We start from the raw sequence: 25402 nt of genomic DNA, 5'->3' as shown, positions 1-25402 counted from the left end.
CCACCACGCGGGCTGCGCAACCCTGTCCGGCACTGCCGTGAACGACGCGGGCTCCGGGCTCGGGCTTCCAGGAGCGGGCCCGGAGCCGGTCGGCCACCTGACCCGAACCGGGGGCTCACCCACAAGAATGCCCCTCGCCGGCCCGGCAAGCCACACCACGGCCGGGAACGACACCGCCGCGGCCGGCTCGCCGCCGGACTCCGGGCTTGCCGTCACCAGCTGCCCGCGGCGGCGGAAGGCGGCTCAGAAGGACATGGGGCCGAGTTCGCGGGCGATGCGTACGAAGGACCGGACCATCGGGTTGTCGTTGTCCGACCGCCAGACCAGGCCCCACCGCAGCATCGGCGCGTCGTGGAGGTGCACATAGGTGATGTCGGGACGGACGTGGAAGCGGGTGACCTGGGACGCGAAGGAGTGGACCGCCTCACCCGAAGAGATGATCATGAAGAGCGAGTCCAGATCGGTGGCGACGCAGAAGTTCCGCTCGATCTTGCGGCCGCTGGGCGTGTAGAAGGGCATGAACGAGTTTTCCCAGTAGTCGGGCTGCAGCGACTCCCCGCCGATCACGCCGTTGTCGGCGAACACCTCCAGGGACACCGAGGACCGGACCGCCAGCCGGTGGTCGGACGCCACGGCCGCGACCCGGGGCTCCTCGAACAGCACCGGGCCCACGGTGAGGTCCGGTTCCTCGACGGGGAGCCACGCGAGCAGCAGGTCCGCTTCGCCCCTGCGCAGCGGCCCGAACGGATCGATGAAGCCGTTGTAGCGCAGCCGTATCCCGCACGTCGGGTTCAGGGAGCGGAACGCGTCCCAGAAGGGCCGCAGCTCCTGTGCGTTGGAGACGAGCAGGTTGATCCGCAGGACGTCCGTCTTGCCCTGGGCCGCGAGCCGCGCCCGGTCCACGCTCGCCTTCAGCCCCCGGAAGACGGGGAGCAGATCGTCACGAAGCTGCTCGCCCACCGGTGTGAGCCGTACCTGGCGGCTGGTCCGCTCGAAGAGCTCGGCCCCGATCGACCGTTCCTGCTTCTTGATCGCCTGGCTGACCCTCGCCGCCGATACGTGCAGCCGTTCGGCGGTCCGTCCGAAGTGCAGCTCCTCCGACAACGTCAGAAAGATCTCGATGTCGCGCAGCTCCACGCGCCCCACGTCCCCGCATGTTCGTTAACCCCAGGCTCAACCAGCGTTGCATGATCATCCGTTGATCACCCTCTTGTCCACACCGGATGCTCAGTGCATGAACGTCGTCACTACCAAGGTGTCCCTGACCGTGGATGACGTGGACGCCTCCAGCCGGTTCTTCACCACTCATCTCGGCTTCCACGAAGTCGAGTCGGCGCAGGGATACGTCTGCCTCCGCCGGGACGACACCTCCGCCGAGATCGCCCTGACCGAGCGCGACCCCGAGCAGTCGCCGCGGGCCCGGCGGGGCCAGGGGCTGGCCGATCTGGCCGTGACCTTGATCGTCACGGACCTCACGGCCGCGTACGAACGGCTCCGCCGCGAGGGAGCCGCCATCGACGGCGGCATCCGCCGGGAGCCGTGGGGTGAGCAGCTGTTCCAGCTCACCGATCCCAACGGCGTCGTGGTCCAGCTCACCTCATGGGTGCCGCCGGCCGGCGCCCCCGAACGCTCCTAGTCGAAGGGCTTTTCGTCTTCCGTGGAAGAGACAAGACACCCGCAGCGGTCCGATCCGCGCCGCCGCCGACCCGCTGGGCATGGCGCTGTCCGGCGCGGGCCACTGACCACCGCGATGCTCCTGGTCGGTGTCTGCGCCGTGCTGGGCGCCCCGCTGCTGGCCCTCCGCCTCCTGCGGAGCCGCGAGGCGGAGGCCGCCGCCAAGGAGGACGCGGGGCGGGCCGCCCGGAAGGCGGCGGCCGAAGGAGCCGCCGCCGGCGGACCCGCGCCGACCCAGGACCAGTTCGCCCCGGTCGCCGGGCCCTGACGCACGACCCCGCCATCAGGAACAACGAGCTCGAGGAGAGCACCATGCAGAAGTTCGACACCCCCGGCACGCCGGCCGCCGTCCTGGACGTCCCCGCGGGACGCATCCGGTTCGTCGCCGCCGATCGGACCGACACCACCGTCGAGGTCCTGCCCGCGGACGCCTCGAAGGCACGCGACCTGCGCGCGGCGGGGCGGACCACCGTCGCCTACAGCGACGGCGTCCTGCGGATCACGGCCCCCGCGGTGAAGAACCAGGTCCTCGGCGACTCCGGATCCGTCGAGGTGAACGTCCACCTGCCCGCCGGCTCGCGCGTCGAGGCGAAGTCGGCCGCCGCCGAGTTCCACGGTGTCGGACGGCTCGGCGACGTCGCCGTCGAGGCTGCGCAGGGCACGGTCGAACTCGCCGAGACCGCGGGCGCACGCCTCGTGCTCCAGGCCGGAGACGTCTCGATCGGCCGCCTGGGCGGCTCCGCCCACGTCAGCACCCAGAAGGGCGACATCCGCATCACCGAGGCCGTGACCGGCACGGTCACCCTGACCACGGAGCACGGCGAGATCTCCGTCGGCGCCGCCCACGGGGTCTCCGCCTCGCTGGACGCCGGAACCGGCCACGGCCGGATCCACAACGCGCTCGTCGACACCGGCGGTGCCGACGCCGGCCTGAAGATCCGCGCGACCACCTCCTACGGCGACATCACCGCCCGCAGCCTCTGACCACGACCCTGCCACCCCCGACATCGGAACCCACGAAGGAACAAGAACGATGACCACCACACAGGACTACCAGGCCGCGGAGCAGCTGCTGCGCCGGGTCGCCGCCCCGGGCGAGCTGGTGACCGGCGACAAGGTCCGGCCGCAGTGGACCGGCGGGGGGACCCGCTTCTGGTACGCGGTGAGCAACGGCGCCGGCAAGCGGTTCGTCCTGGTCGACCCGGCCGCGGGCACCCGCGAGCCCGCCTTCGACCATGCCCGGCTCGCCGCAGCGCTGGCCGCCGCCTCAGGACAGCTCGCCGACCCCGAGGCCCTGCCCTTCACGGGCATCGCCCTGCTCGACGACGCCGTCGAGTTCGACGCGTTCGGCGGGTACTGGCGATGCGACCTGGCGGAATACCACTGCGAGCAGGCCGAGTTCACACCGCCCGGCAACCCGCTGGAGGTGATCTCGCCCGACGGGAAGACCGCCGTCCACCGGGTCGGCCACGACCTGTGGGCCCGCTCGCTGTCCGACGGCAGCCAGTGGGCGCTGACCGCCGACGGCGCCCCCGGCCACCCGTACGGCACCGGCCCCGAATGCACGGCGAACAGCACCCTGCTGCGCAAGATCGGCCTGCCGTACCTGCCGCCCGCGGTGGCCTGGTCACCCGACTCGACCAAGGTCCTCACCCACCGCACCGACGAGCGCGAGGTCCGCGAGACGCACCTGATCGAGGCCAGGCCCGCCGACGGCGGCGCGCCGCGTACGCACAGCCAGCGGTTCGCCCACCCCGGCGACGCACACGTACCGCGGGCCGAACTGGTCGTGCTGGACGTCGCCTCGGGCACGGTGGTCCGCGCGCAGGCCGAGCCGCTGTTCATGCCCGTGATGTCTCCCGTGACCGCCCAGTGGGCGTGGTGGGCTCCGGACGGCTCGGCCGTGTACTACCTGGGCCGGCCCCGCGACCAGCGCACGCTCACCCTGCACCGGCTGGACCCCGCGACCGGCGAGGTCGCCACCGTGCTCAGCGAGACCGGCTCCACCCGGGTGGAGCCCAACCAGTGGGCGTACGAGCCGCCGATCGTACGGGTGCTGACCGACGAGGTGCTGTGGTACTCGCAGCGGGACGGTTGGGGCCACCTGTACCGGTACGACCTGCGCACCGGCGCCCTGCTCGGACAGGTCACCTCCGGTGAATGGGCAGTGCGGCAGATCCTGCACGTCGACGAGGCGGAGCGGGCGGTGTACTTCACCGCCTCCGGCCTGGTCGACGAGGACCCGTACCGGCGCACGGTGTGCCGGGCCGGTCTCGACGGTTCCGGCTTCGCCAGGGTCACCGACGACGACCTGGACCACGTCGTCACCCTCCCGGGTGACCGGGCGTACTTCATCGACTCCGCGTCCACGGTCGACACCCCGCCCGTGACGACGGTCCGCGACTGGAGCGGGAAGGTGCTGGTCGAGCTGGAGCGCGCCGACGTCACCGGGCTCGCCGCCACCGGTTGGACGCCGCCGGAGCGGTTCCGCGTCAAGGCCGCCGACGGGGAGACGGACCTCTACGGGGTGCTGTACCGGCCGCGGGGCTTCGACCCGGACCGGCGCCACCCGGTCGTCGACCACGTCTACCCGGGCCCCCAGCTCACCCGCGTCACCCCTTCCTTCGACCCCGGCGGGATGGGCATCGACGCGGAACCCCTCGCCGCGCTGGGCTTCGTCGTGGTGGCCCTGGACGGACGGGGTACCCCTGGGCGGAGCAAGGCCTTCCACGACGCCTCCTCCGGCCGGCTGGCCGACGCGGGCAACCTGGCCGACCACGTCGCCGCGCTGCGGCAGCTGGCCGAGACCCGGCCGTGGATGGACCTGGACCGGGTGGGCGTGTTCGGCCACTCCGGGGGCGGGTTCGCCGCGGCGCGGGCGATGCTGGACTTCCCCGAGGTCTTCAAGGTGGGGGTCGCCCTCTCCGGCTCGCACGACGCCCGCCACTTCAACGCCGGTTTCGTGGAGAGCTACGACGGTGCGGACGACCCCGAGGCCTGGGCCCGCACGTCCAACGTGGAGATCGCGGACCGCCTGGCGGGCCGACTGCTGCTGATCCACGGCGAGATGGACGACCAGGTCCACCCGGAGCAGAGCCTCCGCCTCGCCGACCGCCTCGTCGCCGCCGGCAAGGACTTCGAGCTGTTCGTCCTGCCCGGCGCCGAGCACACGTTCATCGACCACCTGTCCTATGTCCGCACACGCTGCTGGGACTTCCTCGTGCGCGAGCTGTTGGGCGAGCGACCCCCCGCCTACCGCCCCGCACCGATCCCGATCGGCCCGCAGCTGCTCGCGGACCTGTTCGGCTGAGCCCCACCGGCCCGCCCGGGCGGGACGCCGATGCACGCCCCCAGCACGGGGCGCGCACCGGCGTCCCGCCCGGGCGGCGGGGGCCCACCACGACCAGGACCGGCCACGGAGCGCGCCGCCCGGCACGGCTGCGGTCACCATGGCCCCGGACACACGAAAAGGCCGCCCTCCCATGGATGAGAGAACGGCCTCCGACCTGCGTTTCCGCGTGGTCGGGACGACAGGATTTGAACCTGCGACCCCTTGACCCCCAGTCAAGTGCGCTACCAAGCTGCGCCACGTCCCGGTGCCCCTCACCTGGGGTTTTCCCCGGGTGGCGGTGCAGGAAGAACATTACCCCACGCCAGGGGGTGAGTGCGCACGGGTGACCGTGGTGGGGGCAGGATGGTGGCGTGGAGGCGAAGAGGCGGGATCGGGATCCCGAGGGGCGGGCGCGGAGTGCGCGGCCGCGGGACGGGCTGGGGCGGCCGTTGCCGTACGGGGCCCAGGGGGTCGAGCGGCAGCCCGAGGGGGTGGTGCGCACGCCCGCCGGGACGGTGGCCGAGGCGCAGCGGCTGCTCGATGCGGGGATGCCGTTCCATGCGCACGAGGTGTTCGAGGACGCGTGGAAGACCGGGCCCGCCGGCGAGGCCGCGCTGTGGCGCGGCCTCGCGCAGCTCGCGGTCGGGCTGACGCACGCGGCCCGGGGCAATGCCGTCGGCGGGGCCCGGTTGTTGCGCCGCGGGGCCGCGGGGGTGGCGGCGTCGGGCGGCGGGCACGGCATCGACGTGCCCGGCCTGGTGTGCTGGGCCGAGGCCCTGGCCGGGCGGGTCGAGTGCGGGGAGCCGGTCGACGCCGTGGCGGAGGCGCCGCGGCTGATGTCCTCCGCGTGAAGCCCGGCAGGCGCGCCGGGCGCATGACGCCCGGCAGGCCTGCCACGGGCGCGTGACGCCCGGCAGGTCTGCTACGGCTGCTTCGGCTGCAGGAGGTCCCAGCGGTTGCCGTAGAGGTCTTCGAAGACGGCGACCGAGCCGTACGGCTCGTGGCGGGGGGTCTCCAGGAAGTGGACGCCTTCGGCGGTCATGCGGGTGTGGTCGCGGGTGAAGTCGTCGGTGCAGAGGAAGAAGCCGACCCGGCCGCCGGTCTGGTCGCCCACGCGGGCACGCTGGGCGTCGTCCTTGGCGCGGGCCAGCAGCAGGGCCGATTCCCGGGCGCCCGGCGGCCGCACGACCACCCAGCGGGAGCCGTCCGGGCGGGGCGTGTCCTCGACGAGGTCGAAGCCGAGGGCGCGGGTGTAGAAGTCGATGGCCTCGTCGTAGTCGGCGACGACCAGGGCGGTGAGGGCGAGGTGGGAGGGCATGTCCCTAATCCTGCCCGAGCAGGACGACGTCGAGCGTGCGGGGGCCGTGGACGCCTTCGACCCGGTCGAGTTCGATGTCGCTGGTCGCCGAGGGGCCCGAGATCCAGGTCAGGGGACGGGTCGGGTCCAGCAGGGGCAGCGCTCGGGGGACGGAGTCCACCACCTGGTCCGGTACGCGGACCACGCAGATGTGGTGGTCGGGGACGAGGGTGATCCGGCGGCGGCCCTGGTCCGCCGAGCCGTCCAGGACCAGGGTGCCCGTCTCGGCGACGGCCAGGGCGCAGCCCGTCACCACGCTGTCCACCCGGTCCAGGTCGTAGGGGGTGGAGGTCGGGTCGTCCGGTACGGGGGTTGCCGCCGTGGCGCTCAGCCAGGGGTCGGGCAGGGCCGGGGGCACCAGGACCGTCCGCGCGCCGCGTTCCGCCAGGAGCCGTGCCAGGAGTGCGGGCAGGGCCTCGGGGTGCGTGCGGTGGACCCGGGCCCGGTACTCGGTGAGGTTCGCCGCGAGCAGGTCGACGCGCTCGGCCGGGGTGCGGTCCCCGTGGTGGAGGAGGTAGTCGCGGGGGATGCCGGGCTCCGGCCGCGCAGCCGGCTCCGGCCCCAGGGCCGGGTCCCAGGGCCCGCCAGGCTCCGGCCCCAGGGCCGGGTCCCAGGGCCCGCCAGGCTCCGGCCCCAGGGCCGGGTCCCAGGGCCCGCCGGGCTCCGGCCGCCGGGCCGGGTCCGCCGGCCCGCCGGCCGGCTCCTCCAGGGCGCGTCGGATGCGGCCCAGGATGCGGTGCTTGCTGCTCATCGGTCCGTCGTCCCCCGTTCCCGGATCCACCAGTCACGGAACGGCTCCGCGGGCGGTTCCGGCAGTGCGCGGGTGGTGGTCCAGGCTCGGGCGGGGCCCGGGAGGTGCTGGGGGCGGAAGCCCAGGCGGCGGGCGCGGGCCAGGAGGCGTTCGCCCGCGCGGAGCACGCCCGGGTGGTCCAGCAGGTGGCGGGCGGCGCGCAGGGCGGCGCGTTCGGCGGCGTGGCCGCGGGCGGGGCGGATGCGGACGCGCAGGCCACCGCGGGTCACCGGGCCGCCCTGGGCGATCCGTTCGCGCAGGTGGACCAGGACCTCCGGGATGTCGATGGCCACCGGGCAGACGTCGTAGCAGGCGCCGCAGAGGGTGGAGGCGTACGGGAGCGAGGCGTCGACGGCAGTGTCCGTGCCGCGGAGTTGCGGGGTGAGGACGGCGCCGATCGGGCCGGGGTAGACGGAGCCGTACGCGTGGCCGCCCGCGCGCTCGTACACCGGGCAGACGTTGAGGCAGGCGGAACAGCGGATGCAGCGCAGGGCCTGGCGGCCCACCGCGTCGGCGAGGGTGTCGGTGCGGCCGTTGTCGAGGAGGACCAGGTGGAAGGCGGACGGACCGTCGCCGTCCGTGGTTCCCGTCCACATCGTGGTGTACGGGTTCATCCGCTCGGCCGTCGAGGAGCGCGGCAGGAGCTGGAGGAAGATCTCCAGGTCCCGCCAGGTGGGGATCACCTTCTCGATGCCGACGACGGAGATCAGGGTCTCGGGGAGGGTCAGGCACATCCGGCCGTTGCCCTCGGACTCCAGGACGACCAGTGTGCCGGTCTCGGCGACCATGAAGTTGGCGCCGGAGACGGCGACCTTGGCCCGCAGGAACTTCTCCCGCAGGTGCAGCCGTGCCGCCTCCGCCAGTTCGGCGGGGCTGTCGCCGAGGTCGGCCGGCGCCGGGCGGCCCCACCGGGCCATCTCCGCGCGGAAGATGTCGCGGATCTCGCCGCGGTTGCGGTGGATGGCCGGGACCAGGATGTGCGAGGGCCGGTCGTGGCCGAGCTGGACGATCAGCTCGGCCAGATCGGTCTCGTACGCGGCGACGCCCGCGGCCTCCAGGGCCTCGTCGAGGCCGATCTCCTGGGTGGCCATCGACTTGACCTTGACCACCTCGCGCTCGCCCGTGGCGAGGACCAGGTCCGTCACGAGGCGGTTGGCCTCGGCGGCGTCGGCGGCCCAGTGGACCGTGCCGCCGGCGGCGGTGACCGCTTCCTCCAACTGGAGCAGGTAGCGGTCCAGGTGGCGCAGGGTGTGGTCCTTGACCGCCTTGCCGGCCGCGCGCAGCCGGTCCCAGTCGGCCAGTTCCGCGACGGCCCGGGCGCGTTTGTCGCGGATGGTGCCGGTGGCGTGGCGCAGGTTGGCGCGGAGCGTCTCGTCCGCCACGGCCGCCCGGGCCGCCTCCGGGAACGGCGGGGCCGGCGGAGCCGGCCGAGCCCGCCGAGTCGGTGGCGTCCGCCGCGTCGGTGGCGTCTGCGGAGAGGGGGTGCTCGTCATCGTGCCGGGGCCTCCTCCTCGTCCGTGGCCGCCAGGATCTCGGCGATGTGCAGCGTGCGCAGGGGGCGCAGGGTACCCGGGGTGTGCACGTGGGGGTCCTGACGGCGGAGCATGCCGTCGAGGTGGGTCAGGCAGGAGTTGTCGGCGCCGCACAGGACGGCAGCGCCCGTGGCCCGGGCGTGGCGGAGCTTGTCGGCGCCCATCGCGGCCGAGACGTCGGGGTTCTTCACGGCGAAGGTCCCGCCGAATCCGCAGCATTCCTCGGCGCCGGGCAGTTCGACCAGCTCCAGGCCCCTGACCGCGGCGAGCAGCCGGCGCGGCCGGTCGCCCAGCCGCAGGGAGCGCAGACCGTGACAGGAGGGGTGATAGGTGACGGTGTGCGGGAAGTAGGCGCCGACGTCGGTCACCCCGAGTACGTCCACCAGGAACTCGGTCAGCTCGTACACGCGGGGCGCGAGTTGCTCGGCGAGCTCCGCCAGGTCGTTCCCCCGTCCTTCCGCCGCCGCGCGGCGCCCGATCCGCGGGTAGTGCTCGCGCAGCATCGCCGCGCAGGACCCGGACGGGGTGACCACGTACGGGTACCCGGCGAAGGCGGCCGCGGTGCGGCGCAGCAGCGGCTCGGTCTCGTACCGGTAGCCGGTGTTGTACTGCGGCTGGCCGCAGCAGGTCTGGGCGGCCGGGAAGTCCACCTCCACGCCGAGCCGCTCCAGCAGCCGGACCACCGCGACCCCGGTGGACGGGTACAGCGCGTCGTTGACGCAGGTGACGAACAGGGCCACTCGCATGACGGGCAGAATAGCGGCGTGACTAGTGGCGTGAAGAAGTTCTCAGTGATCGGCATAGGCGCGGGCGACCCGGACCACCTCACCCTGCAGGCGGTCAGGGCGATCGGCGCGGCGGACGCGTTCCTCATCCTGGAGAAGGGCGAGGAGAAGGCGGACCTGACCGGGCTGCGGCGCGCCATGCTCGACGCGCACGCCCGGCCGGGCCATCGGCTGGTGGAGGGCCGCGACCCGGACCGTGACCGTGATCCCGCCGAGTACGCCCCGACCGTCGACGGCTGGCGCAGCGCCCGGGCCGCGATCTTCGAGCGGTTCATCGCGGAGGACCTCGCCGACGGCGAGACCGGCGCGTTCCTGGTGTGGGGCGACCCGTCCCTGTACGACTCCACGCTCGCGATCCTCGACGAGGTGCGCGAGCGCGGCCGGGTGGCGTTCGAGCACGAGGTGGTCCCGGGCATCAGCAGCATCTCGGCGCTGCTGGCCCGGCACCGGACCACCCTGAACCGGGTGGGCCGTCCGGTCCAGATCACCACCGGGCGCCGGCTCGCCGAGGGCTGGCCGCAGGACGTGGACGACGTGGTGGTGATGCTGGACGCCCGGCACGCCTTCACCCGCCACCTCGACCAGGACCTCCACATCTACTGGGGCGCGTACGTGGGCACGCCCGACGAGATCCTGGTCGAGGGCAAGCTGGCGGAGGTCTCCGACCGGATCGAGCAGGTGCGCAGCGAGGCCCGGGCCCGCAAGGGCTGGATCATGGACACCTATCTGCTCCGCCGGAACTGACCGGTCCGGTCCGCCGGGGCGGCGGCCCGGACGGCCTAGAGGTACGTCCGCAGGGCCGCGGCCAGGCGTTCGTAGTCCTCGGCGCGGTTGTAGACCTGCCCGCAGACCCGGATGCCGCCGCCCCCGGGCCAGCCCCAGACCAGCACCCGGATGCGGTGCCGGGCCGCGATGTCCTCGCGGAGGTCGCGCGCGGCCTGCGCGTCCTCGGCCGTGCCCGGCGGCAGCCGCAGGGACCGCATGGCGAGCCCGGGCGTGGACGGCAGCGGGCGCAGCCCGGGTACGTCGGCCAGCAGGGCGGCGGCGTACCCGGCCAGGGCGCTGTTGTGGGAGCGGACCTTGGTGGCGTCGAGCCGGGCCAGCAGGTCGAGTCCCTCGGGGGCGGCCAGCCAGCCGGTGTAGTCGACGGTGGCGCGGTTCTCGACCGAGCGCGGGAAGCCGTGGTGGTCCTCCCAGGAGGGCACCAGCGGCCGGATCCGCGCGCGGTACGGCTCCGCGACGGCGATGACGGCGGTCCCGGAGGGGGCCCAGCCCCACTTGTGCAGGTTCCCGAACCAGATGTCGGGCCGCCCGGCCAGCGGGTCGGCCAGCATGCCAGGGGCGTGGGCCCCGTCGACCACGGTGGTGATGCCGCGGGCGGCGAGGTCGGCCAGCAGCCGGGGCGAGGCGATGACGCGGGCGGTGGGCGAGCTGATGTGGTCGAGCAGGGCCACCTTGGTGCGCGGGGTGAGGCCGGCGAGCACGGCCTCGCGGACGGCGTCCTCGTCGGGCAGTGCCGGGTCCAGGGGGACGGTGGTGATCCGGGCGCGGCGGGCGGCCGCGGCGACGACCGTGCCGTAGCCGTGGTCGGTGACGAGGACCTCGTCGTCCTCGGTGAGCGACAGCGCGTCGAGGGCGAGGTTGGCGGCCTCGGTGGCGTTGGAGACGAAGGCGAGGCCGGCCGGGTCGGTGCCGAGGTGCGCGGCCACGCGCTCCCGGGCCGCCTCGATCCGCTCGGGGACACCGACGAAGAAGGTGTCCGGGTCGGCGTGCAGCTCGGCGAGCAGCGCCGCCTGGGCCTCCTGCACGGGGAGGGGCACGGCGCCGAACGAGCCGTGGTTGAGGTGCGCGATGTCCGGGTCCAGGCGGAACAGGGCGCGGCCACCGGGGAACTCGCCGGGCCGCCCGGCGACCGCGGACGGCGCCGAGGGCGGGTCGGTCGGATCGGTCGGGCCGGCCGGATCGGTCAGGCCGGTCGGATCGGTCAGGCCGGCCGGATCGGTCAGGCCGGCAGGGTCGGTCGGGTCCTTCGGTGCGAACGCGGTCACGGGACCTCCGGGTCACGGGGTACGGAACACGGGTACGGCGGGAGGGGCGGTACGACGGGGATCTCCCGCCGGGATCATCCCCCGCCACCGCCCTCGGGCGGTAGCCCGCCGAGAGGCAGCCGGCCGGGTACGCCACCGGCCTGGCCGCGGGCGCAGCCACGCCAGGACCGCCCCGCCCCGGCCGCGGCCCCGGCCGTCAGGGTCTGCGACCGCTGGTCGCCGCCTGGTACTGGAGATCCTGGACCGTCGGCTGCTGCCGTACCGGGTACGGCAGTTCCACCGTGGCCACGCTGCGGCCCTCGCGGAGGGCCTCGGCCGTGCCGGTGCCCGGGCGGAGGGGCAGGAGCGTGGTGTGCGGGCCGACCGGAGCCTCGTACGTGTGCGCGGCCGTGCCGACGGTCGTCCGTACGCTCGCGGGGGCGGTGAGGAAGCTGAGCACCTCCACCGTGTCCCGGGCCGGCGCGCTGCCCGGCCGCAGGGCCATCAGCACGCTCTGGCCGCCGGTCGGGGCGGCCGCGGCGAACTGGGTGCGCGCGGTCAGGTACAGCACGTCCCGGACGATCCTGGGCCAGCTGCCGGTCTTGAACCGGGTCAGGTAGTACGCGCTGATGTCCAGGTAGGCATGGCCGTGGTGCACCGAGGGGGCGAAGTGGCTGCCCTCCGCGTAGTCGTTCCACGTGGTCAGCTGGACCCAGTCGGCCTCGTCCTCGATGGCCCGGGTCCAGGTGGTGCGCAGGGTCGCGGTGTTGCCCGCCTCGTCGTAGACGCCCTGGAGGGGGCGGGTGTCCTGGACGGAGACCGGCTGCATCCAGATCTTGCCCGCGCCATGGGCCCGGCGGACGTCGCGGGCGGAGCCCTCCTGGCCGACGTAACTGCGGCTGCCCCACTCCGAGAAGCCGTGGCTGATCGGCGCGAAGGCCGCGGCCCGGGCGTCGTCGAGGTCCAGGAACAGCGGGACGAGGGCGGTGCGGATGCCGTGCCGGGTGCGCAGGGCGTCGAGGAAACGGGTCCACCAGGCGACGTCCTTCTCCTCCGCCTTGAACGGGGAGACCACCAGCCGCCCGTCGGCGAGGCGGTGCGCGGACGGCTGCGCGCCGAGCGCCGCGACGGCGTCGGCGAGGACGCCGGGGTCGTCGGTGCGCAGGGCCGTCATGTCCGGCATCAGCATGACCTTGAACTGCGGGTCGACCGAACGGGCCGCCCGCATCATCAGCTCGGCCCGGTCGCGGTGCGGGCCGGACAGCGCCAGCAGGTCGAGGGTGAAGCCGTCGAGGCCGGCCGCGCGGGCGGTGCGCACCTCCTGCTGGAGGTTGGCCAGCTCCCAGTCGCCGGGCCGCGGGGGGACGGGCAGCGGGCGGTCGCGCAGCAGGCCGCCGTAGGCCTGGTGCCGGCCGTTCTCGCCCGCGGGGTCGAGGTAGTTGCGGGCGTAGTAGTCGGTGGCCGGGTCGGCGTTGTCGAGGGAGAGCGGGTACGGGGTGAAGTAGTGGGCGAACACCAACTTCGGGCCGGCGCGCAGGGTGGCGGTGCCGGGGAGGTCGAACGGCAGGGCCCGGCCCGGGAGTTCGTCGCCGGGGCCGGCCGCGGCCGGTCCGTCGCCGACGGCCACGGTCCCCCGGCCCTCGCCGGCCGCCGGAGGCCGGGTGGTGGGGAACCGGTCCCAGGCGATGCCGGTGGCGGCGCAGACCCCGACGAGGAGGAAGGCGGAGACGAGGAAGGCCAGCAGCGGTCCGACGATCCCGAACCCCCTCCGGCGCCGGTGGGACCCGGACCGGCTGCGCCGCGGCTCGCTCATCGTGGTCCGCCCTCCCTGCATATGCCCGCGTTCCGGACTGCACAGCAGTAGAGCGGACGGCCGCGGGCCGGACAACCGTTCCCCGGGATCCCGGCCGGGGCACGTACGTCACCCGGGCGACCGCGTCTACGTCGGACGCAGGCCCCGGACCGGTCCCGGGGTGGCCGGAGGACCGCTCCCGCACGACATCTGACGGTGAATCCGTTCAGCCCCTGGCCTTGGACCGGGTCTGGCGGATAATCATCTGGTGCGGCGCGAAACATCCCTTGTGGCCGCAACGGCGTCACGCATGCAGTGGGGGGCATCGTGTCGATGGTGATGTCAGGGGCTCCACCCTCCCGTGTCCTGCCGGCGACCTCGGACGAGCTGTCGCGGCTGCTCACGGCGGTGCGGCGGGGCCGGGTACTGACGGTGACCGGGCGGTTCCGGGAGCCGCGCAGTCTGCTGGTGCGGGAGATCGCCCGGCGGCTGTCGTCCAACTTCTACGACGGGGTGGCCCTGGTCTGTCTCGAACGGCCCTCCGGGGTACGGGACCTGGTCGACGGGCTGGGCTGTGTGCCGGGCCTGGCGTACCTGCCGTGCGGCACGGCCAACGCCGCGTCCTGGCTGGCCGAACGGGACCTGCTGCTCGTCCTCGACGGCAGCGACCAGCTCGACGCGGGCGCGCGCCGCTGGCTGCGGACGCTGCTGGGCGTGGCGCCGGGCCTGCGGATCCTGGCCGCGGGCCGGACCGCGCTGGGCCTGGAGCAGGAACGGATCCACCGGCTCTGACACCGCGGCGCCGGAATGCCGTAGCCCCGGCGCCCCGGACACGCGACCGCCCCGGCCGGGCAGCGGTGCTGCCGGCCGGGGCGGGGACGCGCGGTGCGGCTCAGCCCAGGAGGGACAGGGCGTTGTTGAAGGTCGCGGACGGGCGCATGACGGCCGCGGCCTTGGCCGGGTCGGGCTGGTAGTAGCCGCCGATGTCGGCCGGCTTGCCCTGGACGGCGATCAGCTCGTCGACGATCGTCTGCTCCTGCTCGCCGAGCGTCTTGGCGAGCGGGGCGAACGCGGTGGCCAGCTCGGCGTCGTCGGTCTGCTTGGCCAGCTCCTGGGCCCAGTACAGGGCGAGGTAGAAGTGGCTGCCGCGGTTGTCGATGCCGCCGACGCGACGGGTCGGCGACTTGTCCTCGTTGAGGAAGGTGCCGGTGGCGCGGTCGAGGGTGTCGGCCAGCACCTGGGCGCGGGCGTTGCCCGTGGTGGTGGCGAGGTGCTCGAAGCTGGCGGCCAGGGCGAAGAACTCGCCGAGGCTGTCCCAGCGCAGGTAGTTCTCCTTGACCAGCTGCTGGACGTGCTTCGGGGCGGAGCCGCCGGCACCCGTCTCGAACAGGCCGCCGCCCGCCATCAGCGGGACGATCGACAGCATCTTGGCGCTGGTGCCCAGCTCCAGGATCGGGAAGAGGTCGGTCAGGTAGTCGCGCAGGACGTTGCCGGTGACCGAGATGGTGTCCTCGCCGCGGCGGATGCGCTCCAGGGAGAACTTCGTGGCCTCGACCGGGGACAGGATCTTGAGGGTCAGGCCCTCGGTGTCGTGGTCGGCGAGGTAGGTGTTGACCTTGGCGATCAGCTGCGCGTCGTGGGCGCGGGTCTCGTCGAGCCAGAAGACGGCCGGGGCGCCGGTGGCGCGGGCACGGGTGACGGCCAGCTTGACCCAGTCCTGGATCGGGGCGTCCTTGGTCTGGCAGGCGCGGAAGATGTCGCCCTCGGACACCTCCTGCTCCAGCACGACGGTGCCGGCGGCGTCGACGAGGCGGACGGTGCCGGCCGCGGCGATCTCGAAGGTCTTGTCGTGGGAGCCGTACTCCTCGGCCTTCTGCGCCATCAGGCCGACGTTCGGGACGGAGCCCATGGTGGCCGGGTCGAAGGCGCCGTGGGCGCGGCAGTCGTCGATGACGGCCTGGTAGACGCCCGAGTAGCTGCTGTCCGGGAGGACGGCGAGGGTGTCGGCCTCCTGGCCGTCCGGACCCCACATGTGGCCGGAGGTGCGGATCATGGCCGGCATGGAGGCGTCGACGATGACGTCGGACGGGACGTGCAGGTTGGTGATGCCCTTGTCCGAGTCGACCATCGCCAGGGCCGGGCCCTCGGCGAGCTCGGCGTCGAAGGAGGCCTTGATCTCGGCGCCCAGGCCGTGCGGGATGGCGTCCAGGCCGCCCAGGACGGTGCCGAGGCCGTCGTTCGGGGAGAGGCCGGCGGCGACGAGCACCTCGCCGTACTTGGCGAAGGTGTTCGGGAAGAAGGCGCGCACGGCGTGACCGAAGACGATCGGGTCGGAGACCTTCATCATCGTGGCCTTGAGGTGCACCGAGAACAGCACGTCCTCGGCCTTGGCGCGGGCGACCTGCTCGGAGAGGAAGGTGCGCAGGGCGGCGACGCGCATCACGGAGGCGTCGACGACCTCGCCGGCCAGGACCGGGACGGACTCGCGCAGCACGGTGACGGCGCCGTCGGCGGCGACGTGCTCGATGCGCAGGGTGCCGGCCTCGGCGACGGTGGCGGACTTCTCGGTGGACCGGAAGTCGTTCTCGCCCATGGTCGCCACGTTGGTCTTGGACTCGGGGGACCAGGCGCCCATGCGGTGCGGGTGGGTCTTGGCGTAGTTCTTGACGGCGCCGGGGGCGCGGCGGTCGGAGTTGCCCTCGCGCAGGACCGGGTTGACCGCGGAGCCCTTGACCTTGTCGTAGCGGGCGCGGATCTCGCGCTCCTCGTCGGTCTTCGGGTCGTCCGGGTAGTCCGGCAGCGCGTAGCCCTGGCCCTGGAGCTCGGCGACGGCGGCCTTGAGCTGCGGGATGGACGCCGAGATGTTCGGCAGCTTGATGATGTTGGCGCTGGGGGTCTTGGCCAGCTCGCCCAGCTCGGCGAGGGCGTCATCGATACGCTGCCCGGCCTCCAGGTGCTCGGGGAAGCTGGCGATGATGCGGCCGGCCAGCGAGATGTCCCGGGTCTCCACGCCCACGCCGGCCGTCGAGGCGTACGCCTGGACGACGGGCAGGAACGAGTAGGTCGCCAGGGCCGGGGCCTCGTCAGTGTGCGTATAGATGATGGTCGAGTCAGTCACCGGGTGCTCCGCTCCGCTCTCCACGTCTGCAACATTGCTCGACATCAAGATATCTCGTGTTCGCGGCTGCTCCGACAGTCCCCCGGCCACCGCTTCGGCAGGATCTACGAGAGACATCTCTCACCACGGCCCCGGGCGCGGGCCCGGGAACGGCGGAGCGCCGCCGCCGGCGGGGTGCCGGCGACGGCGCTCGGGGTCCGGGCGGCTCAGGCGGCCGGAGCGTACTTCGGGTTCGGGCCGTACTTGTTCGGGTTCGGCTCGCCCTCGGTGGCCCAGAAGACGATCAGCACGATGGTGCCGATGAGCGGCACGATGGCGATCAGCTGCCACCAGCCGGAGCGGCCTGTGTCGTGCAGCCGGCGGGCACCGACGGCCAGCGAGGGGATCACGATGGCGAGGGAGTAGATCGCGCCCAGGATGCCGTTGGTGCCGAGGACGGCGTCGAGGACCGCCAGAACGATGCTGACGAGGATGCTGAACAGCACGAAGAGCCAGAATTCCTGGCGGCGGGCGCGCCCGCTGAACACCGCGTACTTCTTGAGAACGTCGAGGTACTGGTTCATGTGTCCCCCCAAGTGGACGGTTCGTCGGCCCGTCCAGGCGGAGCAAGCCGAGGCAGAACTTATGCCCCGCTTATGTGGCGGTCAAGCCACTTCGCAACACATGCGAAGGCCGACGTTCATCCGGTTCCGGGAGCAACCGGGATCACTCGAACGGACCCGAGGAGTCCGGGGCTGCGTTCCGTCCCGCGCGGCGCCGGCAGGACTGCCACACCAGCCGGAGCACGCACACCAGGGTCAGCACCCAGGCGGCGGCGAAGCCCCAGATCAGCGGGGGCGAGGAGGTGGCCGCCGCGGGTACGAACAGGACGAGCGAGGCCAGCCCGGCGAGCCATGCGGCCCAGGCCAGCCGGTGCGCGCGCACGGCGGCCACGACGGCCGAGGGCCCGGTCCACGGCCGCGCGCCGCGGCGCATGGTGCTCAGCCGGCGGGCCAGGAGCCCGTCCGTCTCCAGGGTCCGCTCGATCTCTCCGAGGATCTGCCGCTCCCGCGGGGAGAGTTCCCGGCCTTCCATCGTCATCCACTCCCCTGGTCGGTGCCGGCCGCCGGGTCCGTTCACGCGGCGGCGGTGGCCGCCACCAGGGTGTCCACCACGTCGCCGAGCGAGCCACGGCGCTGGTAGGCCGCACGCTGCCGGGCGGCCCCGCTGCCTTCCTTGTGCAGCCGTCGCAGCAGGTCCTGGACGAGCTCCAGGTCGCCGGTGGCCTCCAGGGCCGGCGCGGCCCGCTCGACCAGCCGGTCCACCAGCCGTACGGCGGGCTGCTCCTGGCCGTCGACGGGGTCCAGCCCGGTCCCGGTCAGTCCGTGCGCGGCGGCGCAGCGATGCGCCGCGCGCAGCTGCCGGTCCGTCACCACCGGTGTCGGTACGCCCTGTTCGACGTCGGCGAGCAGGACGCCGGACAGTCCGCGGACCAACGCGGCGAGCAGCACCACGGTGTCGAGGTCGGCGTTGGCGTCCGCGACCCGGACCTCCAGGGTGGGCACGTGCTCCGAGGGACGGGCGTACCAGTAGATCATCTTGCGGTCCAGCAGGACCCGGTCGCGCACCAGACCGCTGACGACGTGTTCGTACTCGGGCTCGCACAGCACCGGGGTGGGTCCGACGGTCGGCCAGCGGGCGAACTCCACCGACCGCCAGCTCTCGAAACCGGTGTCCGCGCCTTGCGCGAAGGGCGAGTTGCCGGTGAGCGACTGGATCACCGGCAGCCACGGCCGCATGTGGGCGGCCAGGGACAGGGCCTCGCACCGGGTGAGGGTGCCGATGTGGACGTGCGTGCCGCAGACCAGGCCGTGGTAGCCGTCGACGAGCGGCGCGAACCGGGTCGCCATCTCGCGGTAGCGCGCGCAGTCGGTGATGGTGAGCGGGCGTGCGGGCGGCACCACGGGGGTGCCGGTGGCCATGATGCGGCAGTCCGCCGCGGCGGCGGCCTGCGCGGTGACCCGGCGCAGCCGGGCCAGATCGGCCCGCAGGGTGGCGAGGTCGGCCACGGGCTCGGTGCAGACCTCCACCTGGGCGGTGAAGAACTCGGCCTGCACCAGCGGGCCGAGTTCGGCGGCCGCCGCGGCGATGACCTGCGGTGCCCGGCCGGCGGGCGCGGAGGCCGCGTCCCCGTCGGCCTCGACCAGCAGGAACTCCTCCTCCACCCCCATGGTCAGCAGTCTCATCGGACCTCCTCGCCCTGTGCGCGGCGTGTACCCGGCTGCGGAGGTCCGATGCGCGCCGGGCCGGTCGGGATCGGGCCGGCGGCACGGCTCACCTGGGGGTCGTGTGCCGGCGCGCCCACAGCGGGACCGCGAACCAGCAGACCGCGAACCAGACGGCCATCCCCGCCACGAGCCACAGTGCCAGCGGGCTGCGCAGCGCCACCCGCATGATCAGCAGCATGGCCGAGACCGTGGTCAGGAACAGCAGCGCCAGGCCCAGGATCGTCAGCCGGGAGGCCCAGGTCACGGCCTCCGGCTTCAGTCTGCGCCGGAAGAACAGCCGATGGAAGGCGACCGGCCCGACCAGGACGCCGGTGGTGGCCGCGCCCAGCAGGACCGTGACGACGTAGATGCCCCGGTCCAGCGCGTCCAGCTCGGTGAAGCGCGGCTGGAAGGCCACGGTCAGCAGGAAACCGAAGAGGATCTGTACGCCCGTCTGGGTGACGCGCAGCTCCTGGAGCAGCTCGTTCCAGTTCCGGTCGGCACGTTCCGCCTCGGACTCGCCGCGCTCCGGGTCCACGGTCGGCGGCCCGGAGCCTTCCTGCGGCTCCCGGCCGGGGGTGCCCGGCTGCCGGCCGGGCCCGTCCTGCTCAGGGGCGCGAGCGCCCCGCTCTTGGTCGGACATGCCCCGCACCTTCCCGTAAGGGCGCCGGCTACGCACCCCGCGCCCGGCCGAAGGGGTGGCCGCCGGGCGGGCCGGGCGCGGGTGGAGGACGCTGTTCGAGGGGACCGCGTACGGAGCGGAGGAGCCTCGCCATGCGCTCGTACTGGATGGACAGCACCGCCGACGCCCCCGCGCATCCGCCGCTCGACGGGGACCGCACCGCCGACGTGGTGGTCGTCGGAGCCGGGATCACCGGGCTGTGCGCGGCCCGGGAGCTGGTCCTCGCGGGCCGGGAGGTGCTGGTCCTGGAGGCCGGGCAGGTGGGCGGCGGGGTCTCCGGGCACACCACGGGCAAGCTGACCGCGCTGCACGGGCTGCGCTACGCCCAGCTGACCGCCGAGCACGGCCCCGAGGCCGCGGCCCTGTACGCCCGGTCGCAGGAGGAGGCGCTGCGGCACGTGCTCGCGCTGTGCGGGGAGCTGGGCATCGACGCCGAGGCGGAACGCCTGCCCGCCTACACCTGGACCTCGGACGAGGAACGGGCCGGGGAGTTCCTCGCCGAGGCGGAGGCGGCTCGGACGGCGGGGCTGGACGCCCGGTACGTGACCGAGACCGGCCTGCCGTTCCCGGTGGCCGGGGCGGTCCGGGTGGAGGACCAGCTCCAGTTCCACCCGCGCCGCTTCCTGCTGGGCCTGGCCCATGACCTGGTCGGGCGCGGGGCGGCCGTCCACGAGGGCACCCGGGTCACGGGCCTGCGGGAACGGGCCGACTGCCGGCTCACCCTGGCGGGCGGCGGCACCGTCCACGCCCGCGACGTCGTCCTGGCCACCCACTACCCGCTGGACTGCCACGCCTCGCTCATGGCCCGCCTGACCGTCCTGCGCGAGCTGGTGGTGGCCGCGCCGGTCGCCGCGCACGAGGTGCCCGAGGGCATGTACCTGACCCCGGAGGAGGGCGTGCGCTCGGTGCGTTCGGCGCCGTACGGGGACGGGCGCCGGCTGCTGATCGTCACGGGCGAGTCGTTCGTACCGGGCACGGACGACGCCGCCGGGCGGTGGGCGCGGCTGGCGGACTGGGCGCACGGGCACCTGCCGGGCTTCCCCGGCGGCCGGCCGCCGTACCGGTGGGCGGCGCAGGACGTGCACTCCGTGGACCACCTCCCCTACGTCGGCCACGAGCACCCGGACACCCAGCACGTGTTCCTGGGCACCGGCTACGGCGGCTGGGGGCTGAGCCACGGGGTGATGGCCGGGCGGCTGCTGGCCGCGCACGTCACCGGCCGGCCGCGGCCGGCGTGGACCGAGCTGTTCGACCCGCGCCGGACGCTGCCGCTGCGGGAGGTCGGGGACGTGGCCCGGGAGCAGGTCTCGGTGGCCCGGCACTACGCGGCCGGGTTCGGCCCCGGGCCGCGGTGTACGCACATGGGCTGTGAGCTGGGCTTCAACGAGGCCGAGGACACCTGGGAGTGCCCGTGCCACGGCTCCCGGTTCGCGGCGTCTGACGGCCGGGTGCTCCAGGGGCCGGCCACCCGGCCGCTGGACGTGCCGGGTGGGTGACGTACGCGCCGGGTACGGCCCGGGTGACGGCGGGCTCAGACCCGGTGGCCGTGGAGGTGGAGGTCGAACTCCTCCAGCAGCGCCCCGCAGAACGCGTCGAGGTCGGCGGGCTTGCGGCTGGTGACCAGCGTGCCCGGAGCCGCCCGGCACACGTGCACCGGCTCGTCCACCCAGGTGCCGCCGGCGTTGCGGATGTCCGTCGCCAGGCTGGGCCAGGAGGTGAGGGTGCGGCCGCGCAGCACATCGGCCTCGACCAGCGTCCAGGGGGCGTGGCAGATGGCCGCCACCGGCCGGTCGACCCCGAAGAAGTGCCGTACGAAGCCGACGGCCCGCGGGTCGGTGCGCAGGGCGTCGGGGTTGGCCACGCCACCGGGCAGCACCAGGGCTCCGAAGTCCTCGGCCGGGGTGTCGGAGGCCACGTCGTCCACGGGGAAGGTGTCTCCGCGGTCCAAGTGGTGGAAGGCCTGGATCCGGCCCGGCTCGGTCGACACCAGTCGGGGCTCCCAGCCCGCGTCCAGGACGGCCTTCCAGGGCTGTTCCAGTTCCACCTGTTCGACGCCCTCGGGCGCCATGAGGAACGCCACGCGCATGGCCCCTCACTCCTCTCGCACTGCGTCTCCACCCGGTCCCCGAAGAGGCGCCTGCCCTGGACCATTCGCACCAAACCGTGACAGTCTCTATGTATCGGGAGGGCCCCGACAGGGTAGGCGTGTGACATGACGGACACGGACGTGCGGTTCGAGCTGCTCGACGTGCACCTTGAGTCGGAGAGCTTCGGCAGGGTGGCCGTGCCCTTGGACGGCGGCCTCTCGGATGTGCCGTTCGCCCTGCCCGAGGGCGCGCTGTTCACGGTGAGCATCACCTTCCGGCTCACCGCGGACGTGGACGGGTTGGTCTACGTGGACGCGCGGGAGTTCGGCGACTGTTCCTTCCCCGCGGTCTCGACACCGTTGGGGAGCTTCCGCAGCGGCGGCCCGTACGAGGTGGTGCTCCCGCCCGAGAAGCTCCCGGCCGGGCGGCAGACGCACGGCATGTACACCGTCACCGGCACCTTCCTCGACGGCACCGGCGAACCGCTCGCCCACGAGGCCTTCCGCTTCCGGCTGACCCATCACGAACGGCCGGTCGCCCGGCCCGTCGGCCGGGCGGGCACGGGGGCCCCGGCCTGAGCTCGGCGCAGGGACGCCAGCACGGCCTCCGCCATGACCTGCTCGCCCCGCGCGTTGGGATGCACGGACATCGCCGGCTGGTGCGGCAGCACGCCCTCGATCCAGCGCTGCGCGGGCGCCTGGCAGATGTCGTGCCCGAGGGTGGGGGTGTGGACGTCGGCGTACGTCGCACCGTTCGCGCGGGCCCGGTCGGCGATCTCGGCATTGAGCCGCTTGATCACGTCGCGCAGGTAGGCGGCGTCGGAGCGGGTGACGGGCTGGCGGAACAGGCAGTCCCCCGGGTTCTCGGGCAGGATCGCGGGATACCCGGTGACGACCACCCGGGCCCGCGGGGAGCGCCGGTGGATCTCCTGGAGCGCTGCGGCCAGCCGCGGCCCGGCCGCCTCGATGCGCCGGTCGAGCGAGTCGCCGTACGCGGAGCGGCACGGCGAGCCGAACGGATGGACGACGGCGACCGTCACGCAGGTGACGACGATCTCGCCCATGCCGAGCAGCCCCTCCCCCATGTCGTTGCCGCCCAGGGTCATCGTGACGAGCCGGGTACCGGGTGTCAGCGCGTCGAACTGGGCGGCATTGACCTGCCCGAGGACGGGGTAGCGCTGAGGTTCGGTGAGGTGGGCGAGCTTGGCCGCGCCACAGGTCACGTCCCGTACGACGGCGGGCCGCAGCCGCTCGGCGACGACGCTCGGGTAGTTGCGGTCGGAGCGCAGGCACAGCCCGGCCGACTGGGCCGGGACGCCGGCTCCCGCGGCGTACGAGTCCCCCAGGGCGACGTATTCGCCGTACTCGCCGTGCCCGGCGGCGGGTGCGGCGGCGGCCGGGGTGAGGGCGCCCGCGCAGGCGGCGAGCGCCAGGCCGAGGGCGAGCCCGAGGCGGGCGAGGGGGCCGGCCTGGGAGGTGGCACGGGAGGTCGGCACGGCGGCTCCTGAGGCGCTGGGGGCGGTAGGAAACGCCAGGATGCGACCGTGTTACCGCCGGGTACAACCGGCCGGTAGGTAAAGAAACGATCAAGCGACGGACAGGGGCCGTGCCGGAAGCCTCGGCTTCCGGCACGGCCCCGCCGCGACTCAGAACGACAGGACGGCGTTGCCGTTCACCGTCGCCGCCATGGTGCAGGAGTTGGCGAAGGTGTGCTTCCAGGAGACGCGACTGCCCTGCCAGACACCGTCCATGGTCACCGTGACGGGGGCGTAGATCATCGGACAGGCACGGTTCGGGTCGGGGGCGGACAGCAGGCGGTCGAAGGAGCCGTCCGTGGAGTTCAGCGCCGCACACGCGGCCTGCGGGTCGGGGTGCGTTCCCTGCGCGGACGGCGCACAGCTGAGCGTGGTCGCCCGGACGACGGTGCCGGTGGCGGCGTCCCCCTTGGCCACGGTGAAGACCAGCGCGGAGGGGGCGTAGAGGCTCGTGGGCCGGGCCTCGGCCACACCGGCGGCGCCGGCGGCACCCGCCAGGCAGAGCAGGGAGGCGGCGGAAACGGAAGCAACGCGACGGAGACGCACGACTACACTCACTTTCGATTCGAAGGCTGGACCCGATTGACGCTTACGATCTCGCGCCCTGACGTCGGTGACTTTGCCTGATCCCCAGTGCAGTTGCACATCCATCGCCGATTTACGGACAGTGCGTTCGATAGTCGGATAGCTGTCCGGTCATTCGCGCAGCTCACGGCCCCACTCCCGCTCCGTAGCCGGGCGCGGACACAGGGTGAACGGGGGCGGCGACCTGCCTCGCCGCCCCCGTTGACCTGCTGTCGGCCGGGCCTGGTTCACCCAACGTCCACTCAGCTTGACCGGATCCGCTCGGTGCCCACCGGCCCGACGGGGTGTCAGTTGTTCGGTGCGGCCCCGCTGATGTCCGCCAGCGCGGACGTGTCGTCACGCTCCACGGCCAGGTCGCCCAGCGAGACGATGCCCACCAGACGCTCCTTGTCGGTGACGGGGAGCCGGCGCAGCGCGTGGGAACGCATCAGCGTGACCGCCTTGTCGATGTCGTCGTCCGGCGAGACGGTGACGGGATCGCCGCTGCAGACCTCGGCGACGGTGGTGTCGTCCGCCGGCTTGCCCTCGGCCATCACGCGGACGACGAGGTCGCGGTCGGTGAGGACGCCCTTGAGGTGCCCGTCGTCGACGACCAGGACGTCCCCGATGTCGTCGTCGCGCATGCGGCGCGCGGCGTCCGCCACCGATACCTGAGCCGCCGTGGTGACCAGCCGCTCGGTCATGATTTCTCGGATCTTCTGGGCCATCAGTACTGCCTCGCTCTCGCACGTCCGTTGTGCCTTCCCTCGTGGGCGCGCCTGCCCGGACCGACGGCCCGGAAACAGGTGGTTTATCCATCTTCTGACCGGTAAGCAGCCAGGTAGCGGGAGGGGCAGGAGCAAGGAGTGTGAACCGTCATGGCCGGTGACAGGCAGCAGGACGGCGGCATGGGCGACAAGCGGCAGGCACCGGGCAAGGGCCGTGAGGAACAGATCCGCGGACGCTCACCGGAACCGGACCGGATGCGGACGGGCGGACGCCCGCGCAGCCCGGAGGAGGTCACGCACGAGCGCGGCCGGGAGGACGCGACGATGCGCGACGTGATGCGCGACCTGCGCGAAGGGGACCTCGACGAGATGCGCGACGACCGCTGACTCACGCTTCCAGGGCCCGGCCCGCAGCCCGGAGGTCCTCGACCAGGCCCTGGTAGAGGGCCTCGCGGTCGGTGCCCCGCAGGACCGCCGACGGGTGGATCGTGGCCAGCCCCTGGCCGTGCAGCGGGCCGTCCCCGAGGTCCGGCAGCGGGACCAGCATCCCGCGGCGTTCGCCGACCCGGAAGCCCGGTCCCCACAAGGCCTTGCCCGCCGTCGCCCCGAGGGCGACCACCAGCTCCGGGTCGACCAGGCGCAGCTCGGCGGTCAGCCACGGCCGGCACGCCGACAGTTCCCGCAGGCTCGGCGGCTTGTGGATGCGGCGCTTGCCGCCACCGGCCGGCTGCCACACGTACTTGAAGTGCTTGACGGCATTGGTGACGTAGGCGCCGTCCATGTCCAGCCCCGCCTCGGCCAGGGCCCGCCGCAGGAGGCCACCGGCCGGGCCGACGAACGGCTCGCCCTTGCGGTCCTCCTGGTCACCCGGCTGTTCCCCGATCAGCATCAGCCGGGCCGCACCGTCCCCGGCCCCGAAGACCGTGCCGGTCGTGCCCTCGTACAGCGGGCAGCCCCGGCAGCCGGCCGCCGCCCGCCGGTGCGCGGCGAGACCGCCGCGCACCGGCAGGAACGGCCCGGCGTCGTACCGCGACGCCGCGCCGATCGCCTGCTCAGGCTGCCTTGCCACGGCCGGTGACGAAGTCCCGCGCCCGGTCCACCAGGCCCAGCCCCGGGGCGAGGAGCTTGTTCGCCGGAGGGGTGGAGGGGGAACCC

Annotated in this window: 27 protein-coding genes, 1 tRNA gene and 1 pseudogene; 10 read left to right on the top strand and 19 right to left on the bottom strand. The window is 73.6% G+C overall.

Annotated features, from left to right (window positions below; genetic code table 11):
* Positions 1-243: 243 nt before the first annotated feature.
* A complete protein-coding gene (locus tag EF918_RS01370; RefSeq protein WP_260609691.1) occupies positions 244-1146 on the bottom strand; it encodes a LysR family transcriptional regulator in 903 nt (300 codons plus the stop codon).
* An 88-nt stretch (positions 1147-1234) separates the two neighbouring features.
* On the opposite strand from EF918_RS01370, the gene EF918_RS01365 reads away from it, so the two are divergent.
* The 4 genes from EF918_RS01365 to EF918_RS01350 all read left to right on the top strand — a co-directional run bounded on the left by EF918_RS01365 (position 1235) and on the right by EF918_RS01350 (position 4984).
* Positions 1235-1636 carry a VOC family protein gene (locus EF918_RS01365; protein WP_125639184.1) on the top strand — a complete coding sequence of 134 codons (402 nt, stop codon included), beginning with the start codon at positions 1235-1237 and terminating at the stop codon, positions 1634-1636.
* 114 nt (positions 1637-1750) lie between these two features.
* A complete protein-coding gene (locus EF918_RS01360; protein ID WP_125639182.1) occupies positions 1751-1942 on the top strand; it encodes a hypothetical protein in 192 nt (63 codons plus the stop codon).
* Between the two features lie 44 nt (positions 1943-1986).
* Complete coding sequence (locus tag EF918_RS01355; RefSeq protein ID WP_125639180.1) at positions 1987-2658, top strand: DUF4097 family beta strand repeat-containing protein; 672 nt, start codon at positions 1987-1989, stop codon at positions 2656-2658.
* 49 nt (positions 2659-2707) lie between these two features.
* Complete coding sequence (locus tag EF918_RS01350) at positions 2708-4984, top strand: DPP IV N-terminal domain-containing protein (RefSeq protein WP_125639178.1); 2277 nt, start codon at positions 2708-2710, stop codon at positions 4982-4984.
* 209 nt (positions 4985-5193) lie between these two features.
* Here the strand turns inward: EF918_RS01350 and EF918_RS01345 are convergent.
* A tRNA-Pro gene (locus EF918_RS01345) sits at positions 5194-5270 on the bottom strand.
* Between the two features lie 106 nt (positions 5271-5376).
* Here EF918_RS01345 and EF918_RS01340 point away from each other — a divergent pair.
* Complete coding sequence (locus tag EF918_RS01340) at positions 5377-5856, top strand: DUF309 domain-containing protein (RefSeq protein ID WP_125639176.1); 480 nt, start codon at positions 5377-5379, stop codon at positions 5854-5856.
* 71 nt (positions 5857-5927) lie between these two features.
* Here EF918_RS01340 and EF918_RS01335 read toward each other — a convergent pair whose 3' ends face one another.
* The 4 genes from EF918_RS01335 to EF918_RS01320 form a co-directional block, all read right to left on the bottom strand.
* Positions 5928-6323, bottom strand: coding sequence for a VOC family protein (locus EF918_RS01335; RefSeq protein ID WP_125639174.1), 396 nt, complete (start codon positions 6321-6323; stop codon positions 5928-5930).
* Between the two features lie 4 nt (positions 6324-6327).
* The gene (locus tag EF918_RS01330) at positions 6328-7113 is read right to left on the bottom strand and encodes an LUD domain-containing protein (protein WP_125639172.1); all 786 of its coding nucleotides are present in this window, start codon (positions 7111-7113) and stop codon (positions 6328-6330) included.
* Positions 7110-8534, bottom strand: coding sequence for a lactate utilization protein B (locus EF918_RS01325; protein ID WP_260609690.1), 1425 nt, complete (start codon positions 8532-8534; stop codon positions 7110-7112). Before EF918_RS01325 ends, EF918_RS01330 begins: the two co-directional genes overlap by 4 nt.
* A gap of 107 nt (positions 8535-8641) precedes the next feature.
* Entirely contained in the window at positions 8642-9430 is a 789-nt protein-coding gene (locus EF918_RS01320; protein WP_125639168.1) for a (Fe-S)-binding protein, read from the bottom strand.
* A 30-nt stretch (positions 9431-9460) separates the two neighbouring features.
* Between EF918_RS01320 and cobF the strand changes: the two genes are divergently transcribed.
* Positions 9461-10213 carry a precorrin-6A synthase (deacetylating) gene (gene cobF, locus EF918_RS01315; protein WP_125639264.1) on the top strand — a complete coding sequence of 251 codons (753 nt, stop codon included), beginning with the start codon at positions 9461-9463 and terminating at the stop codon, positions 10211-10213.
* Positions 10214-10248: 35 nt separating this feature from the next.
* Here cobF and EF918_RS01310 read toward each other — a convergent pair whose 3' ends face one another.
* Together EF918_RS01310 and EF918_RS01305 are read right to left on the bottom strand one after the other, a co-directional pair.
* Positions 10249-11517 carry an aminotransferase class V-fold PLP-dependent enzyme gene (locus EF918_RS01310; RefSeq protein WP_260609688.1) on the bottom strand — a complete coding sequence of 423 codons (1269 nt, stop codon included), beginning with the start codon at positions 11515-11517 and terminating at the stop codon, positions 10249-10251.
* A gap of 196 nt (positions 11518-11713) precedes the next feature.
* Positions 11714-13309, bottom strand: a complete 1596-nt coding sequence (locus tag EF918_RS01305; protein WP_125639166.1) for a glycoside hydrolase family 71 protein — start codon at positions 13307-13309, stop codon at positions 11714-11716.
* Between the two features lie 318 nt (positions 13310-13627).
* On the opposite strand from EF918_RS01305, the gene EF918_RS01300 reads away from it, so the two are divergent.
* Entirely contained in the window at positions 13628-14080 is a 453-nt protein-coding gene (locus tag EF918_RS01300; protein ID WP_125639164.1) for a hypothetical protein, read from the top strand.
* Positions 14081-14180: 100 nt separating this feature from the next.
* Here EF918_RS01300 and EF918_RS01295 read toward each other — a convergent pair whose 3' ends face one another.
* From EF918_RS01295 to EF918_RS01275, 5 genes are all read right to left on the bottom strand, one after another.
* On the bottom strand, positions 14181-16406 hold the full coding sequence (locus EF918_RS01295; protein ID WP_125639162.1) for an NADP-dependent isocitrate dehydrogenase: 2226 nt from the start codon (positions 16404-16406) through the stop codon (positions 14181-14183).
* Positions 16407-16612: 206 nt separating this feature from the next.
* Entirely contained in the window at positions 16613-16969 is a 357-nt protein-coding gene (locus tag EF918_RS01290) for a DUF805 domain-containing protein (protein WP_125639160.1), read from the bottom strand.
* A 142-nt stretch (positions 16970-17111) separates the two neighbouring features.
* Complete coding sequence (locus tag EF918_RS01285; RefSeq protein WP_125639158.1) at positions 17112-17486, bottom strand: DUF3040 domain-containing protein; 375 nt, start codon at positions 17484-17486, stop codon at positions 17112-17114.
* A 35-nt stretch (positions 17487-17521) separates the two neighbouring features.
* Positions 17522-18631 (bottom strand): glutamate--cysteine ligase, encoded by a 1110-nt coding sequence (locus EF918_RS01280; RefSeq protein WP_125639156.1) that lies wholly within the window; start codon positions 18629-18631, stop codon positions 17522-17524.
* 88 nt (positions 18632-18719) lie between these two features.
* A complete protein-coding gene (locus tag EF918_RS01275; protein ID WP_221889679.1) occupies positions 18720-19295 on the bottom strand; it encodes a DUF6328 family protein in 576 nt (191 codons plus the stop codon).
* A gap of 131 nt (positions 19296-19426) precedes the next feature.
* On the opposite strand from EF918_RS01275, the gene EF918_RS01270 reads away from it, so the two are divergent.
* Positions 19427-20830 carry an FAD-dependent oxidoreductase gene (locus EF918_RS01270; RefSeq protein WP_125639153.1) on the top strand — a complete coding sequence of 468 codons (1404 nt, stop codon included), beginning with the start codon at positions 19427-19429 and terminating at the stop codon, positions 20828-20830.
* Between the two features lie 35 nt (positions 20831-20865).
* Here EF918_RS01270 and EF918_RS01265 read toward each other — a convergent pair whose 3' ends face one another.
* A complete protein-coding gene (locus EF918_RS01265; protein WP_125639151.1) occupies positions 20866-21420 on the bottom strand; it encodes a type 1 glutamine amidotransferase domain-containing protein in 555 nt (184 codons plus the stop codon).
* A 126-nt stretch (positions 21421-21546) separates the two neighbouring features.
* Between EF918_RS01265 and EF918_RS01260 the strand changes: the two genes are divergently transcribed.
* On the top strand, positions 21547-21999 hold the full coding sequence (locus EF918_RS01260) for a hypothetical protein (protein WP_125639149.1): 453 nt from the start codon (positions 21547-21549) through the stop codon (positions 21997-21999).
* Here the strand turns inward: EF918_RS01260 and EF918_RS01255 are convergent.
* From EF918_RS01255 to EF918_RS01245, 3 genes are all read right to left on the bottom strand, one after another.
* The gene (locus tag EF918_RS01255; RefSeq protein ID WP_260609687.1) at positions 21942-22916 is read right to left on the bottom strand and encodes an SGNH/GDSL hydrolase family protein; all 975 of its coding nucleotides are present in this window, start codon (positions 22914-22916) and stop codon (positions 21942-21944) included. The genes EF918_RS01260 and EF918_RS01255 overlap by 58 nt on opposite strands.
* Positions 22917-23066: 150 nt before the next feature.
* Positions 23067-23501, bottom strand: coding sequence for a subtilase-type protease inhibitor (locus EF918_RS01250; RefSeq protein ID WP_260609686.1), 435 nt, complete (start codon positions 23499-23501; stop codon positions 23067-23069).
* A 326-nt stretch (positions 23502-23827) separates the two neighbouring features.
* Positions 23828-24247 carry a CBS domain-containing protein gene (locus EF918_RS01245; RefSeq protein WP_125639142.1) on the bottom strand — a complete coding sequence of 140 codons (420 nt, stop codon included), beginning with the start codon at positions 24245-24247 and terminating at the stop codon, positions 23828-23830.
* A 150-nt stretch (positions 24248-24397) separates the two neighbouring features.
* Here EF918_RS01245 and EF918_RS01240 point away from each other — a divergent pair, with 150 nt between their 5' ends.
* Positions 24398-24634: a hypothetical protein gene (locus EF918_RS01240; RefSeq protein WP_125639140.1), complete on the top strand. Its 237-nt coding sequence runs from the start codon at positions 24398-24400 to the stop codon at positions 24632-24634.
* 1 nt (position 24635) lies between these two features.
* On the opposite strand, the gene EF918_RS01235 is transcribed toward EF918_RS01240, so the two are convergent.
* Positions 24636-25316 carry a UdgX family uracil-DNA binding protein gene (locus EF918_RS01235; protein WP_125639138.1) on the bottom strand — a complete coding sequence of 227 codons (681 nt, stop codon included), beginning with the start codon at positions 25314-25316 and terminating at the stop codon, positions 24636-24638.
* A pseudogene (locus EF918_RS37880) lies at positions 25300-25402 on the bottom strand (hemerythrin domain-containing protein); the annotation flags it as partial. The gene EF918_RS01235 and the pseudogene EF918_RS37880, both read right to left, overlap by 17 nt.

It is taken from the genome of Streptomyces sp. WAC06614 (genome assembly GCF_003949795.1).
Lineage (GTDB): Bacteria > Actinomycetota > Actinomycetes > Streptomycetales > Streptomycetaceae > Streptomyces.
The sequence above is the reverse complement of the archived record's forward strand: the minus strand, read 5'-3'. Positions and strand labels throughout refer to the sequence as shown.